Annotated in this window: 11 protein-coding genes and 1 pseudogene; 5 read left to right on the forward strand and 7 right to left on the reverse strand. The window is 31.3% G+C overall.

Annotated elements, in window-relative coordinates; translation table 11 throughout:
• Positions 1 to 12: 12 nt before the first annotated feature.
• The gene (locus Q7I96_06830; GenBank protein MDO9627320.1) at positions 13 to 411 is read right to left on the reverse strand and encodes an SHOCT domain-containing protein; all 399 of its coding nucleotides are present in this window, start codon (positions 409 to 411) and stop codon (positions 13 to 15) included.
• A gap of 147 nt (positions 412 to 558) precedes the next feature.
• On the reverse strand, positions 559 to 783 hold the full coding sequence (locus Q7I96_06835; GenBank protein ID MDO9627321.1) for a hypothetical protein: 225 nt from the start codon (positions 781 to 783) through the stop codon (positions 559 to 561).
• Positions 784 to 974: 191 nt separating this feature from the next.
• Here Q7I96_06835 and Q7I96_06840 point away from each other — a divergent pair.
• From Q7I96_06840 to acs, 5 genes and pseudogenes are all read left to right on the forward strand, one after another.
• A pseudogene (locus Q7I96_06840) lies at positions 975 to 1,436 on the forward strand (permease).
• Positions 1,437 to 1,521: 85 nt separating this feature from the next.
• Entirely contained in the window at positions 1,522 to 1,896 is a 375-nt protein-coding gene (locus tag Q7I96_06845) for an AI-2E family transporter (protein ID MDO9627322.1), read from the forward strand.
• Positions 1,897 to 2,049: 153 nt separating this feature from the next.
• The gene (locus Q7I96_06850) at positions 2,050 to 3,165 is read left to right on the forward strand and encodes a histidine kinase dimerization/phosphoacceptor domain -containing protein (protein ID MDO9627323.1); all 1,116 of its coding nucleotides are present in this window, start codon (positions 2,050 to 2,052) and stop codon (positions 3,163 to 3,165) included.
• Between the two features lie 117 nt (positions 3,166 to 3,282).
• Positions 3,283 to 4,119, forward strand: a complete 837-nt coding sequence (locus Q7I96_06855; protein MDO9627324.1) for a hypothetical protein — start codon at positions 3,283 to 3,285, stop codon at positions 4,117 to 4,119.
• A gap of 237 nt (positions 4,120 to 4,356) precedes the next feature.
• Complete coding sequence (gene acs / locus Q7I96_06860) at positions 4,357 to 6,261, forward strand: acetate--CoA ligase (protein MDO9627325.1); 1,905 nt, start codon at positions 4,357 to 4,359, stop codon at positions 6,259 to 6,261.
• Between the two features lie 836 nt (positions 6,262 to 7,097).
• Here the strand turns inward: acs and Q7I96_06865 are convergent.
• The 5 genes from Q7I96_06865 to Q7I96_06885 all read right to left on the reverse strand — a co-directional run bounded on the left by Q7I96_06865 (position 7,098) and on the right by Q7I96_06885 (position 19,546).
• The gene (locus Q7I96_06865) at positions 7,098 to 9,023 is read right to left on the reverse strand and encodes a PP2C family protein-serine/threonine phosphatase (protein ID MDO9627326.1); all 1,926 of its coding nucleotides are present in this window, start codon (positions 9,021 to 9,023) and stop codon (positions 7,098 to 7,100) included.
• A 152-nt stretch (positions 9,024 to 9,175) separates the two neighbouring features.
• Complete coding sequence (locus Q7I96_06870; GenBank protein ID MDO9627327.1) at positions 9,176 to 9,589, reverse strand: ATP-binding protein; 414 nt, start codon at positions 9,587 to 9,589, stop codon at positions 9,176 to 9,178.
• Positions 9,590 to 9,655: 66 nt separating this feature from the next.
• Entirely contained in the window at positions 9,656 to 9,952 is a 297-nt protein-coding gene (locus tag Q7I96_06875; GenBank protein ID MDO9627328.1) for an STAS domain-containing protein, read from the reverse strand.
• A gap of 90 nt (positions 9,953 to 10,042) precedes the next feature.
• Positions 10,043 to 11,785, reverse strand: a complete 1,743-nt coding sequence (locus Q7I96_06880) for an MATE family efflux transporter (GenBank protein MDO9627329.1) — start codon at positions 11,783 to 11,785, stop codon at positions 10,043 to 10,045.
• A 9-nt stretch (positions 11,786 to 11,794) separates the two neighbouring features.
• Complete coding sequence (locus Q7I96_06885) at positions 11,795 to 19,546, reverse strand: amino acid adenylation domain-containing protein (protein MDO9627330.1); 7,752 nt, start codon at positions 19,544 to 19,546, stop codon at positions 11,795 to 11,797.
• Between the last annotated feature and the right edge of the window lie 18 nt (positions 19,547 to 19,564).

A 19,564-nucleotide genomic window follows, 5' to 3' on the forward strand; every position in this document is an offset into this window, starting at 1 on the left:
GTTAAAATTAAGTTATAAATATTTCTTTTTTATATTTTCGAACTCTTCTTCACTGATTGCTCCAGAATCCAGTAATTCTTTGGCCTTTTTAATTTCATCCATAGGACTTAAAGTTTCAGTTTTACCCTGTTTTTCAAGGCGACTTTCGGTCAGTTTATCTCTTAATACTGTGACAAAATCGTCTCCCTCAGTTTTTTTAACCCTTTCAACTTCAATTTTCATTCCAGAAGTAGATATTTCAAGATCTCCAAAAACCAAACCTTTTTTAAATTCAATCCCAGTTATATCTTCATATTCCACAAACTGCTCGCCTTTATTCCTTCCAATTAGCCTGCCAGTTTTTTTAAGACTTAAACCATCTTTTTCCAATGTTAATTCAATTTTATTTCCTTCATGATGTCCAACTACCATTTTATCACCTTTGAAAATCAAATTACCTCTTTTTTATGGCCTAAATACACTTGAATTGAATAAATAATATGATTATTAAATAATAGATTAATTAAATTGAATTATCACTAATTGAATATCACAATGATTAAAAATTAAAAAATGTATTTATTCAAATATTAAATTATACTCGGTTTCAGTAATAACTCCTTTATCTTTTAAGAGTTTAGCTAATTTTACTAATTTTTCAGAGCTATCTGTTGTAACTACAGTTTCAGAACTTTCAGTTGGTTCCTGTTCTTGTTTTGAATTTTGCATTTCATTCACAGCATTCATTCTTCTCCTAGTTCTTCGTCTAGCTCCTCCGCGCCCCAATGGTCCTAAATCAGGCATATAATCCCCTCCGTTTTATTATTAATTATTGGCCTTTATATTACCTATATTTTTCCATATCATTTTTAATTAAATAATTTAATATCTTTTAAAATTAAAATAAGAAATGGAGAAAAAAAATGATTGATGATTTGAGTATACCACCTTTCCTCAGGCAAATATCTATTTTAGCAATTGTTATCATATTTATCATGGGTTTGAATTTTACTGCACCTATTTTAGCACCTATTTTGCTTTCCATATTCCTCGCAGTAATTATAGTGCCCTTTTTAATGTGGCTTAACAAAAAAGGTGTGCCTTATAATATTGCACATTTAATAACTATTATAGGGATTATTGTACTGGGATTATTTATCATAGGCTTATTTTATGTTACCATAATCCAATTGAAAGGGCAACTACCCAATCTTTCAATAAATTCGTCGTCAATTCTAGCAGGAGAGGCCAATACTGTCATTCAGAGTATTACATCGACTTTAGCATCCAGTGGAGTAAGTAACTTAGCAAATATTATTGAGAATGGTTTTTTTGTACTTTTAGCAACTGTATTTTTAGTATATGAAACTCCAAAAATGAAAGAGAGACTTATAAAAGCTTTGGGAAAGGGTAATCCCAAATTAGATCGTATTCTTATTTTAATCCATGAATTTATTCAGTATTTTGTAATAAGAATTAGAGTTAATTTGTTTGCAGCAGTTGGAATAACTATTATTCTTTTTATTCCTTTTGGACCTGATTTTGCCATATTGTGGGGGGCTTTTAACATTTATTCTTGGATTTATTCCATATATAGGTATTATACTCGCAACCATACTCCCTGCATTAATGGCCTGGGCCAAATATGGACTAGAAGGTGCTTTGGCAGTTGTAGTGCTATTTGCTATTATCAATACCATTGCTGAAAGTTTTATTTTCCCTCGACAGACCAGCAAAGGACTTCAACTTTCCATGTACGTAGTTTTCGTCTCACTATTCCTTTGGGGATGGATTTTAGGGCCTATAGGAGTATTTTTAGCTGTTCCCCTAACTATTGTTGTAGTGAAATACCTGGAAAACTTTGAGGAAACTCGTTGGTTAGCTTTTATGATGAAAAGTGGTGAAGACAATAATTAGACTGAAAAGAAATTTTTACAAACTAATAGGTAAACTATGAATAAATCTAAATCCAATAAAATAAAGCCGCGTAGAGCTGCCTTTAAAATTACATTAATTTATTTTATAGTCAGTATTATCTGGATAATAAGTTCAGACCAATTATTAAGTTTATTGGTTACCAATAATCATCTTTCAATAATTTTTGCCAGTGCAAAAGGAACTGTTTTCATAATTCTTACTTCAATTTTGATTTATTTTTTAGTATTTCGTAATTTAGATTCTATTAAAGAAAGTGAAGAGAGATTTTTTAAAGCTTTTAGTACTAATCCCATAGCTATTATTCTTACAGAAGAAGATGGAAAAATTATAGATGCTAATGAAAGTTATTTAGAATTAACTGGCTTTAAAAAGGAAGAAGTCCTGGGTGTAAGTTCTACTAAATTAGGCATAACTAGTGAAAAAGTAAGAAATATTTTAATTAAAGAATTTAAGGAAGAGGGAGAAATTAAAGATTTAGAAGCTGAAATAAACATTAAATCTGGTGAAAAGCGTGTTGTGTTGATTACCACTGAGTCAATGCCTATTGAAGGTAAAAACAGAAATATTAATTATTTATATGATGTTACTGAGCGAAAAAAAGCTGTAAACAAATTAGAATCATCATTAAATGAAAAAGAGGCCTTACTTCGTGAAGTTCATCATAGAGTGAAAAACAATCTCCAAGTAATCTCTAGTTTGCTTAATCTACAGTCAAATTATGTAGAAGATGATTTTAAAGATATTTTACTGGTTACTCAAAGTCGAATCAGATCCATGGCCATGATTCACTCTAAAATGTATAATTCCAATGATTTAACCCATATACACATTAAAAATTATATAGATGGCTTTGTATCAGACCTATTTTACTTATATGATATTGATAAAACAATTATTACTCTAAATACTGATATAGAAGATTTAGAAATGGGAATCGATACTGCTATACCCTTGGGATTAATTATAAATGAATTAATTATAAATATTTTAAAACACGCTTTTCCAAATAATCAAAGAGGAAATATATTAATCAGTCTTAAAGAGGTTGATAAGGAATTTATATTGAAAATTAGTGATAATGGTGTGGGTTTACCAGAGAATATAATCTTAGATTATTCTGAAAATTTAGGTTTACAATTGGTAAATAATTTAGTAGAACAAATAGAAGGATCAATGGAAATATCCACAATGGATGGAACTGAGTTTAAAATTAAGTTTAAAGAGTTAATTTATAAAAAAAGAATATGAGACGTTTATTAATTGATTAACTTATTTTTAAGATATTTTATTTAATAAATGTTTAAATAAGTTTATATAATGGTCAGATAATATTAAATAAGGTTTTATTGGTATCGGTGATCCTTTTTGAAAGACAAATTAAAGCAACTCCAAGACAAATTAAATTTCAAAAAATCAAATAAGTCCAATTTATTAAATAAAAATACTCATAATAATCAAAAATTAACCTGTCCATCAAGTAGTTGTCCATTAATTTCTCGATGGGGTATCGTAGCTATTATAGCCATTTTTACCATATTTCTAGCTTCTTTTTTTGTTCCATACAACAATATTCACCCCACCACCAATGCAACTAATACTACATCCATTATTGTCGCCACTAAAGAAATCTTAGGGAATGATTCTATGGGTGTGGTTACGAAAGAAGGGCCCTATGGAAATCCTAATTCAACAGTGAAAATTGCCTACATTCTGGGCCAACACCCCCGTGAATCTCGATCACACAATGCAACTATGGCCAATATACGAGAAAATTCGAACTCTCTGAAAAATTGCTACTATCTTTACTACATAAATGTCACCAAAGGTACCTATGATTACTCCCAAGGACGATTGAATGGACAGAAACTGTCTTATAAATACATAGTTCCTGACGTAAATAAAAATAATTACAGTCTAGTAATTGATGTACATGCTTCCAATGGCCGTTATATTGATAAATCATTCACCTTTGTTCCATTTAGTGACAGCAAATCATTAAAAATCGCAAAAAATCTAACAACAAGTCTAAAATGGCTTTATTATTACTCCATGCCCGAACCTAGCAGCCCAGCTTACAGTACTATTCCCATAATTAAAAACGGGACCCCCGCCATAATATATGAAGCATATGCCAATCCTAGCAATACCATTAAACAACAAGTAAAGGATTTTATAATGGCTGTGGATCAATTAAAACTTTGATTCTAATGTTTATATGGTACCAGTACTTATTAATCAATTAATAAACCATTATTTTATTAATTCCCATTTCAATTTATTTATTCCAATTTTAAAGGATTTTTTATTAAATTTTTTAAAAAAAGATCAAAATTTGCTAAAAATTTATATATCCTAAAATGTATCTTTATATTCTTGATGTAGGAAGTAAAAAATCAATGAAAGTATTACTTAATTTTTAAAATAATGGTGGTGAATAATATGAATAAAGATACTTCAGTTCTTCTAGATGAAAAAAGGGTTTTTAAAGCCAATTATAGAATAGTAGAAGAAGCTCACGTTAAAAACTGGGAGGCCGAAATTGAAAAGGGCCAAGACCTGGAAAAATACTGGTCTGAGAAAGCCGAACAGTTTGAATGGTTTGAAAAATGGGATAAAGTTCTTGATGATAGCAAGAAGCCATTCTACAAGTGGTTCACCAATGGAAAAATTAATTTATGTTATAATGCCGTTGATAGATGGGTTTTTACAGATAAAAGAAACAAAGTAGCCATTTTATATGCTAATGAAAATGGAGAGGAGAGAAAACTCACCTATTACGAGCTTTACCGCGAAGTAAATAAAATGGCCAATGCCTTAAAAAATCTGGGCATTAAAAAGGGAGATACCGTTTCTATGTATCTGCCTATGTGTCCGGAACTTTTAATATCTATGCTGGCCTGTACCCGTATTGGGGCACTACATAGTGTTGTCTATTCTGGTCTAAGTGTAGGTGCATTTGTAGAACGAATGAACGATTCTAATGCCAAGGTTTTAATAACTGCTGATGGAACATACCGCAGAGGAAAAATAATAGACCTTAAAAAGATCGCCGATGAGGCCTTGTTGCAGTGTTCCACCATTGAAACAGTAGTGGTAGTTCAGCATGCCGGAAACCCTATAACCATATCGGAGTTAAGTGGTAGGGAAATATTCTATGATACTTTAGTTGATGGTGAATCTGATGAATGCCCTGTAGAAGAAATGGATGCTGAAGACCCATTATTCCTTCTCTACACATCAGGAAGTACGGGAAAACCAAAAGGAGTTCTGCACACCACGGCAGGTTATATGGTGGGTGTAGCCACCACTTTGAAAAACGTCTTTGATATTCATGATGGGGATTTATGGTGGTGTACTGGTGATATTGGTTGGATTACAGGTCACAGTTACGCTATTTACGGCCCCCTACTTTTGGGAACCACAACTATGATTTATGAAGGAGCGCCAGACTATCCGGATCCTGGTGCCTGGTGGAAAATTGTAGAAAAGTACGGGGTAACTAAATTATACACCGCACCAACAGCCATTAGACACCTCATGAGATATGGAAGTAAGCATCCTAATCTTTACAATCTTTCTTCACTAAAAATATTAGGTAGTGTTGGGGAACCAATGAATCCAGAGGCATGGATGTGGTTATATAAAAATGTGGGGAAAGAAAAGACCCCAATAATGGATACCTGGTGGCAAACTGAGACCGGAATGCATATGATTGCTCCACTACCAATATCTCCTCTTAAACCAGGAACACCAACTCTCCCACTTCCGGGGATTGATGCTGATGTGGTGGATGAAAATGGGGATCCTGTTGCTCCAGGCAAAGGAGGATATCTAGTAATTAAAAAACCATGGCCAGCCATGTTTAGAACCCTTTATAAGGATGAAAAACGTTATATTGATGCCTACTGGAATAAAATACCTGGTGGAGTTTACCATGCCGGAGACATTGCTCGAAAAGATGAAGATGGGTATATCTGGATACAAGGACGCTCTGATGATGTACTGAATATTGCCGGCCACCGTGTTGGAACCTCAGAAGTAGAATCTGCCTTTGTTTCTCATCCGGCTGTTGTAGAATGTGCTGTAATTGGTAAATCAGATCCTATTAAAGGACAGGTTATTAAATCATTCATTATATTGAAAGAAGGTTATCAATTAAATACTAAGCTTATTGAAAACCTAAAAAAACACGTTCGCTATGAGTTAGGGCCAGTAGCAGTTTTAGGAGAAATACAACAAGTTGATAAACTTCCTAAAACCCGAAGTGGAAAAATAATGAGGCGTATTTTAAGAGCTCAGGAAGAAGGAGAAGATTTAGGTGATACTTCCACCTTAGAAGACTGAATATTTAATTAAATAACATATTCAGTTTTTTAAAACGATGAAAACAATAATTAACATAAAAAAATTAAATTAAATACAAATTCTTTTTTAATAATTACTAAAATTAATTAAATACTGATAATTATTTTAAAAAATATTTTATTAAGTAGTTTTTTATTAAATAATGGATAAGCAATCCTAACAAGGTAATCCTTTTAAGATAAGTAAATTATAGACATATGATAAGTAAGAAATGATTAAATTTTTAAAAATTGAATTTAATATATCCTGCCCTTAAACTTCTTATGTATGGCTATTTAAAAGCAAATAGGTAAAGTATATAAGTAATTATTAAAAAAGATATCAAAGAACAAATATTAGTGTGTTAAAGTAATTATTATTTCCTTAATCGCTAATTAATAATAAAGTTGAGATTATCATATTTATGTTAAAATCAAATTGAGTGTGTAATTAAAATTTAGATTCATGCTCTTAAATAAATAATAAAATTAATAATTTGGAGGTGAAAAATATGTCCAAAGTCAAAGGAACAAATAAAAGAACCAGGCCAAAATCCCGATATAGGAAAGCTGGAAGTAAAAGAGGAAGAGGAGTTAAGCATTAGTTTATAAATTAATTTGCAGAGGACTTTCCTTTAAGGAGGGTAACTCTCCTCACCCATTATTATAGTTATTAAGTTATTACATTATTATAGTTTAATTTTAAATGCAATTTCATGGAACTTATTTATCATTTAGTAATTCATTCTAGGTTCCATTACTAATAAAAATAATTATTAACTAATTATTAGATTAATTAGGATTAATATGCTTCTTTTTTAACATTCAGCACATTAGTTAATTTTTATATTTCATTACCAGCATGGTAATATCATCAAACTGTTCTCTACCCCTTACAAAAACATCAATTTTTTCCTGAACATACAATAGCAAGTTTTTAAGTTCTGGATCCTTTTTACTATTAATAACTTTTAAAAGCCTTGAATCCCCAAATAATTCATCATCACAATTGGTAGCTTCAGTTACACCGTCAGTATATAAATATGCTCTATCTCCGGGATTTAAAGTAATCATATTTTGATTATATTGGATGTTCTCCATTCCACCCAAAACAAATCCTGGTTTTGATTTTAACCAATTATAATCTTCACCATCATGTTTTAGTAATGGGGGATTATGACCTGCATTAGCATATGTAAAAATACCAGTTTTAATTTCTAAAATCCCCATCCAAGCAGTTACAAACATATTTTCATCATTTCCTTCATATAACTGATTGTTAACTGTGTTGAATACTTCTGCCGGGCTTTTTCCAAGTTGTGTGTGGTTTTTAATTAATGTTTTTGCAATTACCATAAATAATGCCGCGGGCACTCCTTTTCCAGAGACATCTCCAATAACAATTGCTAAATGATTATCATCTATTAAAAAGAAATCATAAAAATCCCCTCCAACTTCTTTGGCAGGTATATTAATGGCATAAACATCAAATTCATTTCTTCCCGGGAAAGCTGGAAATTTCCGAGGTAACATATCTGCCTGTATTTTTTGGGCAACATTCAACTCAGTATTTATCCTTTCTTTTTCAGCCGTGACCTTTTCCAGATTTTTTATATAAATTTTTAAATCTTTAATCATTTTTTCAAAAGAAAGTGCTAAAATCCCCACTTCACTTTCTTGGCTGGCGTACTGTTCACATTTTGATATAATACTGACGTCATTAGTTATTCCATTAGAATCACTTACATAATTTTGTGCAATATTAGATATGGACTCGATAGGAGTAGTAATATTTTTTTCGAGATACCATAAAAATCCTATGGACGACATATAAAAAATAGATAGTATCAAAGTTATATTAAGATATACTGACTCCCAAAAATATATTTTATCCCCACTCAACATGGTAATTGTGAAAAGGGATCGGATTCCAGTAACTAAGGCAATTAACATACCTGTGGTGATGAAAATTATAATTAATCTTTCGGTTAAAGAAATCTTTATTTCGGTCTTTTTTTCTATAATTTCTTTTGTTAAAGGTTTTAGAATATATATGAAAGCTAAGGAATAAGATATGGTTGCTGCAGCAAATGTCCAAATATTAGGTTCTTCAAATGTAGTGTAAATAATATTAACAACAGCCATTATAACCGCCAATACTAGCATTAAATTAAATGCTTTAGGTGGGATTAAATGTTTTTTACTTATTTTCGGTTTATACATTTTAAGGCCATAATAATTGGCAGCAATAATAATCAAACTACCAAACATTATAGAAAAATCAAAGTTATTAAATGCAAATACTATGGTAGTTAAAGAAACCAGATCATATAATCCTAAACCATCCATTAAAAATCCAAGAAAAGCTGCCATGACTGTGGCGGTTATAAACATGATTATTACAAATTTTATTAGGTGTTTAACTGTATCTAACCTAGGAGAACTATTTTCTCCAATATTCATACCATACCATAATTTATAAGGAATATAAGCATATAAAAACTGAATAAAAAAATTTATAGTATAAATTTGAGGGGGGTGGCCAGATAAAATATCAGATAATAAATATCCAAATGCTGCGCCTGCTGCTCCCCATGCACCAAACATCAAACCGAAAATGGGCGGTAATGCACTAGCTGGACCTAATTCAGAAATGGATATGGCTGGATAGAAATAATGAAAAAGAAACTTGATAGCAAAGACTATTGCACTGCAAATCAGCAGGGTCTTAATTTTTGATTTGGTGCTTATTGAATTAGTCATTTCAATCTCCACTTAGTAAGTTGGATTTTATTAAATATGTTATGAGATTATATTGTATTTCTATTTTAATTTTATAGAAGAATATATTGTTATCCATCTAAAAAAGCATTTTAAATCATTTAAAAAGAAAAAATGCTATTTTAATTCCTTTTTTATTTTTTTAATTTTTTTTGAATGGTTAAAATATTTTTACCATTAACATACTCATAACCTAAATAATCAACATTCTTTTTAATAAGATAAATTCCCAATCCCCCAATTTCTTTTTCAGAAGTTTTTGACACAATATCCGGATCTTCCTTTTCTAAGGGATTATACTGAATTCCACAGTCAGTAAACTTAATAGTTATTATTAAATGATCCTCTTCAAAAGAGTATTCAATTAAAACGTCCCCTTCTTTTTTGCCATAAGCATATTTTGCGATATTGACATATGCTTCTTCAATTGCAAGTTCTAATTGGAATCTATTTTTAAGAGGTATCTCAATTGAATCCAAGTTATGACTAACAAAACCCAGAACTTTCCCAAGATTTCCTGTATCTGCAGGGATTAATAATTTATTCATACTAACCATTCTCTCATAGTTAAATTGATTATATTTGAATTAATTATCAGAAATTCTATTAATCTTTTATTCAATAGTTAAAATATCTATAAATCCAGTAGCCTCAAAAACTTCCATTATAAAATCATTTACATCTTTAATGGCCATACTGCCTTGTACATTCATTGTTTTTTGGGTGGAAAGAACCAGTCTCAATCCAGCACTGGAAATATACTTCAATTCTTTAAAGTCCAGAATCAACTCTTTTACATCAGGCAAATCTTTTTTTAGTTCTTCTTCTAAAATAGGGGCAGTATTAGTGTCTAATCTACCTTCTAATTTAATTACTAGTCTTTTTTCTTCTACGATTTTATCAATGTTCATGCTTTAAACTCCTAAAGACTTAATTTAAAACCTAACTCAAAAATTATAAAATTTAAGCATCACTCATTATCATTATTAATTATTTCTATTTCATCTTTTTATACTAATAACTGTACTATTTAACCCTATAACACGAGCATAGCTTATATCATCTGCCATCTTCTGCAATACAGCGATATTTTCAAATGATTGTTCTTCTGCAGAGGAAAAGTTTGATGGATTAAATTCAATCCCCGAATCCTTAAAGGCAATAGTTATCTCATCATCCCCAATTCTTGATAAAATATCCATATTGTCAATTTTATTTTGATTGTAATTTATAGTGTTTATGGCCATCTCCTCCATAGTCATCCCAATTCGTAAAGCTATTTTCTCATCCACCCCATTTGCAGTGGCAAAATTAATCAATTTTTCAGATAAACCCACCACTTCCTCTACAGAATTACCAATAGTCACATCCATCACTGGAGCATCATCATGATTACCTAATAAGAAAAATCCAGAATACTTGCCCTGGGAACGTTTAGCGATTATTTTGGTGGTTAAATAAATCATGATAATAGTACCTAATTCTGCTATTAAGAATGATATCCATATACCATCCACACCTATCAATGGGGCAAGTATATATGCACTGGTTACTGGGATTAAAAGGCCTTGGGTTATGGAAATAAAGAATGATAACCCCTTTTGCTGGATGGCTTGGGTATAGAACAGCATCAAAAATGTAATTGCTGTACCTATAATACTTAAAGAAAGTATGCGTATGGCATTTATCCCCACTATCATATCCACAGGGTCACTTACTCCAAATAAATTAAGTAATGCACTGGGAAAGGCCATAAACAATAAAGTAAAAACCGCACCACTAAATAAAACTATCTTAAAAGAAGTACTAATTGTATATTTTACTCCAAAATAATCCTTTTCTTGGAAGTAAATGGAAACTATAGGTGACATGGCCTGTGATGTTCCAATCAAAAACATATAAACAATAAATAAACTATTATAAAAAACAGCAAAGGCGGTCAAACCAGGCTTACCAATTACCATAGAGATTAGAATATTTATCAAAAATAGTTTAAGAGTTAAAAATAGCTGCAATGAAGCCGGAGGAAAACCAATTTTTATTATATCTCCTAGGGCATATAATTTACATTTTGTTAATGATAGTAAACGCATTGTTCTTTCTTTAGAGAAGAAATACTGCATTATGAATATAGTTCCCACAGCATAACCAGATATTGTAGCTAAAGCCGCTCCTTGTATATCCATTCCCAGAACTAATATATAAAATAAGTCCAGTATCAAATTAACCACATTGGCTATTAAAAGAGCATAAAAAGATAGACGAGGTTTTCCATCGGCACGTATAAAGTAAGCGATACCCATTAATACAAATAATAATGGGGATCCCAACAAATAAACTCCTAGGAATCTTTTAACCAGAAATGCTAGCTGAGGATTACTAGTAAGAGCAGCAACTAAATTATCTAAAAACAGCAAGCTTATAATCGAAAATAATACCCCAATAGCAATTAAAAATATCAGAGAAACCGTGAAATACATATTACTCTTTTCTTCATCCCTTTCTGCCTTAGCCACTGCTGCAAGAAGTGATCCTCCTAAACCAACCATCCAATAAATAAGATTAATAAAAGTGATTATAGGTGCAATTAGGGCCATAGCTGAAATATTAGCTGGGCCCAAGGTGTTACCTACAATTAGAGTATCCATAAAGGTACTGATGTTCATGGCCATGGACATGAGTAGAGTGGGTAAGAAAAACTCCTTAAATTTAGCTGATACTAATTTATAATTTCTTTCATACATGTTTAATCCTCAATCAAAGAAATTCATCTCTTTTAGATATTTTATAAACATTATAAGATACTCATCACTAATTAAAGGCCATTTATAACCTAATCGATATAAAATTTGGATGGTGTAATTATTAACCACCTGGACAAGACCTCTTCCTTCACCTTTACCCATACCCATTGCAGTTACCAGTCCCGATATGGCATCCTGTTTAGTTTCATCTTCCCGGGCCACAGCAAAAGCTTTTTCAAATTTTTCATCTTCTGCTCCAGATATATTAAAACCCATCTCATTCATCATCTCTATGATATCACCAATGTAGATCTGGTGATTATTGTATAAATGGAAGACAATACATTCATGGGGAGTTTTACCTAATAATAGAATGGCTCTAGCAGTCATGTCTATTGGAGTAAGCTCCACCTTTCCTCCTAAAATTGAGTAGGGTATCTTTCCTATTGCTGCATAGGCCCTCAGACGGTTTACGAATCCATTGGTTTCAAAATTAATCTGGAATTCACTATCAGATTGTCGGGCCATTAAATTACCCACCCTTACAATCTTACAAGATAATCCTTCATTAATAGCCTCCAATACAACTCTTTCAGCTTTAAATTTACTACTTAAATATTTATTATCTAGTGATTGGCCCACATATATAGTATTTTCATCAAATTCAGTGTCTAAAGGTGGTATATTATCAACACTTTCTCCAGCTACACTAGTGGTTGAAATCTGTATATACTTACATCCTTTCTTTTTACTAAAATCAATACCATTAACCACACCACCAATGTTGATATCTTCAATCTGTGTTCCTGCTGCAAAATGCTTCACATTAGCCGCGCAATTAATAACTGTATCAATATTAAGGCCTCTGGATTTTTCAAAATCCGCTTTACTTGTAATATCTCCTTCAATGACATTAACTCGGGAACCAAATAATTCCTCATAATTTTCACTAAAGTAATAGAATAATAGGGTTTTTAAACGGTTTTCAGGTGTGGTATGTCTTCCTTTTCTAAGCATGCAATAGATTGAACCATTTTCATTTTCTATAAATTCTTTTAAAACATGTATTCCTAAAAATCCAGTGGCTCCGGTTAATAAAACATTCCCTAACTCCTCTTTTTCCCCATTCACAAAGTTATTAATGGTATTTTTTTCTAAAATTTCATTAAGAATATTATATGAATATTCTTCCTGTTCTTTCACCGAATTTTCAGCTTCGGTAATAACTCTGGATAATTCGCGGGGACTAGGATGGGCAAAAACATCGCCGTATTTAATTTCATGTCCTTGATTTAGAGCCTCAATAGTAATTTTAGTTACTAGAAGTGAAGTTCCACCTAAATCAAAGAAATTATCGGTGGCCCCTACTTTAGGTATGTCTAATATCTCAGCAAATGTTTTGGCAAAGAATTTTTCAATATTATTTTCAGGTTTTACATATATTCTTTCTTTTAAAACGGGTTCTGGTAGCTTTTTGAGATCAGTTTTACCATTAGGAGTTTGAGGCATTTTATGTATGGGCATGAATATAGTGGGTACCATATATTTGGTCAGTCTCTTTTTTAATTCATTTTTCAAATCATCAATATCGATTTCCATCTCACTGGTAAAGTAAGCACATAAATGGTCCTGAGATTGTACTTTTTTGACTACCACTGCAACAGATTTCACACCATAGTAATCTGAGATGGCGCTTTCTATTTCCCCAATTTCAATTCTCAATCCTCTTAACTTGATTTGATTATCCAGTCTTCCAAAAATATTATATTCACCATTTTTTTCTTTGCTAGCAAAATCTCCAGTCTTATAATAAGGAATACCCTTTCTGGTGATGAATTGTTTTTGATTAAGATCTTCTCTATTTAAATATCCGCGAGCTACGCCCATTCCACCAACATATAACTCTCCAATGACTCCAAAAGGCAGGGGATTTCCATCTAAATCCATAACTTCCTCTGTAACATTTAACAATGGTTTACCAACAGTTATATTATCTACATCAACAATATGTTTAGTATTACATGAAATAGTGGTTTCTGTGGGACCATATACATTATATATCTCTCCATGAGTACAATTTACCAGTTTTTTATGGAGTTGAGGGGGGTATTTCTCACCTGCAACACTAATCACTTTACAATTAGATAATACATCACACATACCATCTACTTCTAAATACTGTGACATTCTTGATGGTGTAGCACTAAAAGAATCTGCCCCAGTTTTTTTAAATAGTTTTATTAATTCTAAAGGGTTTTTAGACTCTTCATCATTAGCAAAAACCAGGGCACGGCCATTCATTAATGTAATAAAAGTTTCATGTAAAAAAACATCAAAAGAAACTGTGGTTATGGACAGCATTTTGTGGGCTTTATTTACAAAGGCGTGTACATAGCAATTCTCAGGATCGGGTGATAGGTAATTGCTAATATTAGAATGAGTTAACATTACTCCTTTAGGCTTACCTGTAGAACCAGAAGTATAAATAAGATAACATAAATTCTCTGGAGATATCACAGGATGTGGATTTTCCTCATTATCTTCTAAAAGTAATTCATCCACATCTAATGCTCCAGAAAAGCCATTTGAGCTTATAATATATTTAGCATTACTATCTTCTAAAACATGTTTAACCCTATCATCCGGGTATTCTGGATCCACCGGAATAAATGCACACCCTGCTTTTATAATACCTAACACTGTAGCAATAAGACGGCTGTCCCTTTTTAATATAAACATTATTTTGTCTTCTACTTCGACACCTCTTTTAATAAGAGCATTAGCGATCCGATTAGCTTTTTTATTAAGCTCATCATATGTTAAATCATCATCTTCAGCAATTAAAGCTATCTTATCATTGCTTTTTTGGACCTGTTTTTCAAAAAGAACATTTAATAAAGGTTCGGGAACGGGCTTTACATTGAATTCTTTTTCTGTTTCATCTTCAGATATTATAGAAATATTTTTTAATAAAGCCTCGGGGTTTTGGATTAATTTATTTACCACTAGTTCTAGGCTCTTTATAAAAGTATCCATTAAATCTTTAGAATAAAGTGCATCATTGTATTGGGATAAAATATGGAGCCTTTCACCAGTATCTATAATATTAACACTTAATTTGAATTTTAAAGCTTCATATTCTAAGCTTTCTCTTTCTAGAGTATGGCCATTAATGTTTATGTCCTCAATAATTTTCCCATGATAAGCATATAAAAATTCAGGAAATATATCATATTTATCTGAAATCTTTGTAAATGGATAAATTTCATATTTGAGCACATCTAACCAAGTATCTTCCACATAATCAAAAAAATTTGATACATTATTGTTTGTATCAACATTTAAAGCCAGGGGCAATGTTTTAACCATCATGGCCACCGTGTTCTGGAAATGAGGATTACTTCTACCATTAGAAATAGTTGAAATCATTATATCCTTTTTATAAACAAATTTACTCAATGTAAATACAGTTGCAGCTAAAAATAAATTATTAGGAGTAATTGAATTATCTTTACAAAAGTTTTCGACCAGATTTTTATCTAAAGATACACCAATTTCTCCTAAATGACCCTCATCTTCTTTTCCTTTAAGATCTGGAGAAATAATCGTAGAATTGTCAAAATCACTTACTTTATTTTCAAAATAAGTCTGGGCCTGAGAGTACAGCTGGCTTTTTTCTATATTCTGTTCTTCTAAACTTAAATCAAACCCATCGTAATCCTCTTTACTTGGCATTCCCCCATCATAAATAGTTCCTATGTCATTAAAGAGTATATTTAGGCCAGTACCATCTACAATTATATGGTGGAAATCAGATAAAAGCACGGTTTCATCAAGATAGGTGTATATTTTAAAACGAAATAGAGGACCCTCAAATAATGAAAATGGCCTTATGAAATCTTTTATAATTTCATCATTCACTCGGCCTTCCTGAATATCAATATAAACATTTAAATCATCGCGCCGTTCCTGAAATATTTCGCCTTTTTGCATAACCAGACAAGTTTTAAGATAATGGTGTTTTGAAACAACCTCTAATAAAGCATTTTTTAGTTTTTCAACATCTATATCTTTAAAACGTATCATTTTAGGAAGATTATAGGTTAACTTTTCAGGATTTTTAACACAATCAAAATATACTCCTAATTGGTTTTGAGTTAAAGGATAAAATTTTAGTTTATCATAATGTTTTTCTTCAACAATAGATGCAGATGAAACTTCATTGGCTATTTCACGTATATTTCTGGCCCGCATTATATTAGTTACATTTACATTAACCATGAATTTGGTTGAAATTTTGCTCACAAGCTTAAGAACAGATAAAGAAGTAAGTCCTAGCTGAAATAGATCAGTTATTACACCAAAATTAGTTGTATCCAAAATCTCAGAACACATAGCAAATATATCTTTTTCTAAATCAGTTTCCGGTGCTATGATTTCATCAAGCCCATAATCATCCTCTTCTGGATCCGGTAAGTTCTTTAAATCTGTTTTTCCATTAGGTGTCATGGGAAAATTATCCATTTTAACAAAGTAAGATGGAACCATATAATTAGGTAATCTATCTAAAAGATTATTCCTTAAATCAGCAATATCAATTTCACTATCCTCCGTGAAATAGGCACATAAATGTTCTGTATCATACACAGTTTTTACCAGAACAAATGCAGATTTAATCCCATCATACTCAGTTATTGAATTTTCAACTTCCCCCAGTTCAATTCTCAAACCTCTAAGTTTAATTTGCCTATCCATTCGACCTAAAACATATAATTCCCCACTACTATCTCTTTTTGCCATATCTCCCGTGTTATAATGGCGAAGACCATTATATGTGACAAACAACTTATCAGTGAGTTCTTCATTATTCCAATAACCTCTTGCTACTCCAGCACCGGCCACATATAATTCACCTACTGCATTGTAAGTTAAGGGATTAGCATCAATGTCCATAATTCTATCTGTGACATTTAGGAGAGCTTCACCCGCAGAAATATCGCTACTAGTTAATAATTTTCCATGGGATGCAATTGTGATTTCGGTAGGGCCATAAGAATTGTAGATTTCAGCGTAAGTATACTTTGATAAAATGTTGTAGAGTTGGGGAGGGAATGTTTCACCCCCTACAATTATCACCTTGCATCGGGGCATGGTTTTTTGTATTTCTTCCATTTCTAAGTACTGTAATAATCTGGTTGGTGTTGCACCAAATGCGTCTGCCCCGGTTTTTTCAAATAGCTTTACTAGTTCTAAAGGATTTATGGATTGTTCTTCATTGGCAAATACAACGGGCATACCATTGGTAACTGTGGCCAAAATTTCACGCAGGAATACAATAAATGATACTGTTGATATGGATATCATTTTATGTGCTTTGGTAATGAGCGCGTGGATAGGAGTATTTTGAGGGTCAGGAGATACGTAATTAGTGATACCCCCATGAGTTAACATCACTCCCTTAGGCTTACCAGTAGATCCCGAGGTATAAATCATATAGCATAAATTATCGTGTATTAAATCAGGATCAGGGTTCTCTTCATTTGTTTCTAAGAGTAATTCATCTATATCCAGCGCATTATGCAAATCTTCGTTGGTAGTAACGTTCTTGATAATATATTTTGCATCACTATCTTCTATAACTTGTTTTATTCTATCTTCAGGATATTCCGGATCAACCGGGATAAAAGCAGCGCCAGATTTTACAATCCCAAACATAGATGATATAAGGTGACTGTCACGTTTTAACATGAATACTATTCGGTCTTCAACATTTACTCCACGTTTAATCAAGGCATTGGCAATACGATTAGCTTTTCTATTAAGTTCATCATAAGTAAATTCACCATCCTCGGCAATTAAAGCAATTTTGTCTTTGTTTTGATCTACCTGTTTTTCAAAAAGTTTATTTAATAATGGTTCTTCTACCCGTTTTATTTTAAATTCCTCTTCCTTGTTATCATCCTTTGAAATTGAAATATCCCTAAGTAATATCTTTGGATTTCCCATTAATTTATTTAAAAGAGTTTTAATGCTCTCAGTGAAAGTTTCCAATAGGTCTTCAGAATAAATTGCATCATTATACTGGGAAATTATTTTAAACTCATTATCATTCTCTTCAATGAATATACCTAGTTTATGATGCTCTAAATTGAAGTTCTCATTATTAATCTGCTCAGCTGATCTAAAATCATATAAAAATTCGGGTAAGATGTAGTCTTCACTAGAAATATTGGTAAAAGGATAATAATCATGATTTATAACATTGATAAAAGAATCATTTATGATACTTAAATAATCTTTCACATTCTTATCTGTATCCATTTTAAGCGCAAAAGGCAGTTCCTGAATTAATTCCTGATTTTGTGAATTAAATAGAGTATTATTATTATTATTTGAATTAGGATTATTATTATTATTATTATTATTATTCTGTGAATTATAAGAAATAATAGAAACTAAAAGATCTTTGCTGAATACAAATTTAACTAAAGCAAATAATGTGGCTGATAAAAAAAGAGGGTTAGGACTAATTTCATGGTCTTTACAAAATTTTTCTATATTTGATTTATTAATAGAAAGATTAAATTCTTTTAAAGATCCATATTCTTCTTTACCATTAATATCTGGAGAAATAACAGTTGCACCATCACTTTTTTGAATCATATTTTTGAAATATTTTTCAGCAGCATAGAATTCACTTATTGCTATTTCAATATCCTTACAGGCCAAATCGGGATTATCAGAAATATCAATTAGCAGCTTTTCAATATTTTCAACCATGTGCTTGATTTGTGCATCAGAAAAACAGCCTTTATTATATTCAATCTCTAAAAGCTGTAAACCGTCTTTATCATTTAATGATGAATTTACTCGAATGTGAAATGGAAATTCACTTTTAGAATTATTAAATAAGAATTCTACATTGGAATCTGTTGAATTAGATACAATAGAATACATTGATAGCATGGCCGGGTCAATACCTCTTTGCTGTAATTTAGCCCCATACCTATTAAAAGATAATTTTCCATGGGCCAGACCAGCTTTAACTAAAGACTTATTATATAATAAAACCTCTTTAAATGACCTTTTATCATTATAATCAAGCCTTAAAGGCATCATATTTACAAACATGCCCAACATATCATGTATTTCTTCTCCAAAATCCCTACCATGGTATACACTATTCCAAACCATGTCTTCACTGCATGTGCTTTTAGCAAAGTATAATGATACTGCAGATAATGCTAATATAAATGGAGATATTCTTTCACCCTCAACCAGGGATAATTGTTTTAGTTTTTCGGTTAATTCTGGTTTTAAATAAAAGTAATTTCGATTAATATTTAAATCTTCAGATGAATACCAATCCTTGGAATATCCATCTAAATTAGAAAGCCAAAACTCTTCATCTTCCTTTGCTTTTTTACTGGAAAGGTATTCTTTTTCTTTTTTTACATATTCTTTATAGGAAATACTGGTCTCTTGGTATTCTTCTCCTTTTTTTAAGGTAATAATGCAATCTTTTAAGTTTTTGGCAAAAATACTAACGGAACTTCCATCCATGATAATATGGTGAATACGACCAAGAACCATTAACTCTTTTCCAGTTTTTAGGAGTTCAAACTGATATAATGGTACATCAAAGATTTTTTTAAAAGATTCTTGTGAAAATGATATTACATAATTGTTAATTTCGTCCTCACTTTTATTTGACATATCCTGATATGAAAAGGACTCCACTTCATCATCAAAATACTGCATGAAATTCATATCTTCATC

The sequence above is a fragment of the Methanobacteriaceae archaeon genome, assembly GCA_030656015.1.
Lineage (GTDB): Archaea > Methanobacteriota > Methanobacteria > Methanobacteriales > Methanobacteriaceae > UBA349.

Coding starts and splice junctions, on each gene's coding strand:
- Q7I96_06875 (MDO9627328.1), bottom strand. CDS start 9,952: ATGAACATTGATAAAATCGTAGAAGAAAAAAGACTAGTAATTAAATTA.
- Q7I96_06830 (MDO9627320.1), bottom strand. CDS start 411: ATGGTAGTTGGACATCATGAAGGAAATAAAATTGAATTAACATTGGAA.
- acs (MDO9627325.1), top strand. CDS start 4,357: ATGAATAAAGATACTTCAGTTCTTCTAGATGAAAAAAGGGTTTTTAAA.
- Q7I96_06865 (MDO9627326.1), bottom strand. CDS start 9,023: ATGACTAATTCAATAAGCACCAAATCAAAAATTAAGACCCTGCTGATT.
- Q7I96_06835 (MDO9627321.1), bottom strand. CDS start 783: ATGCCTGATTTAGGACCATTGGGGCGCGGAGGAGCTAGACGAAGAACT.
- Q7I96_06880 (MDO9627329.1), bottom strand. CDS start 11,785: ATGTATGAAAGAAATTATAAATTAGTATCAGCTAAATTTAAGGAGTTT.
- Q7I96_06885 (MDO9627330.1), bottom strand. CDS start 19,546: ATGCAGTATTTTGATGATGAAGTGGAGTCCTTTTCATATCAGGATATG.
- Q7I96_06870 (MDO9627327.1), bottom strand. CDS start 9,589: ATGAATAAATTATTAATCCCTGCAGATACAGGAAATCTTGGGAAAGTT.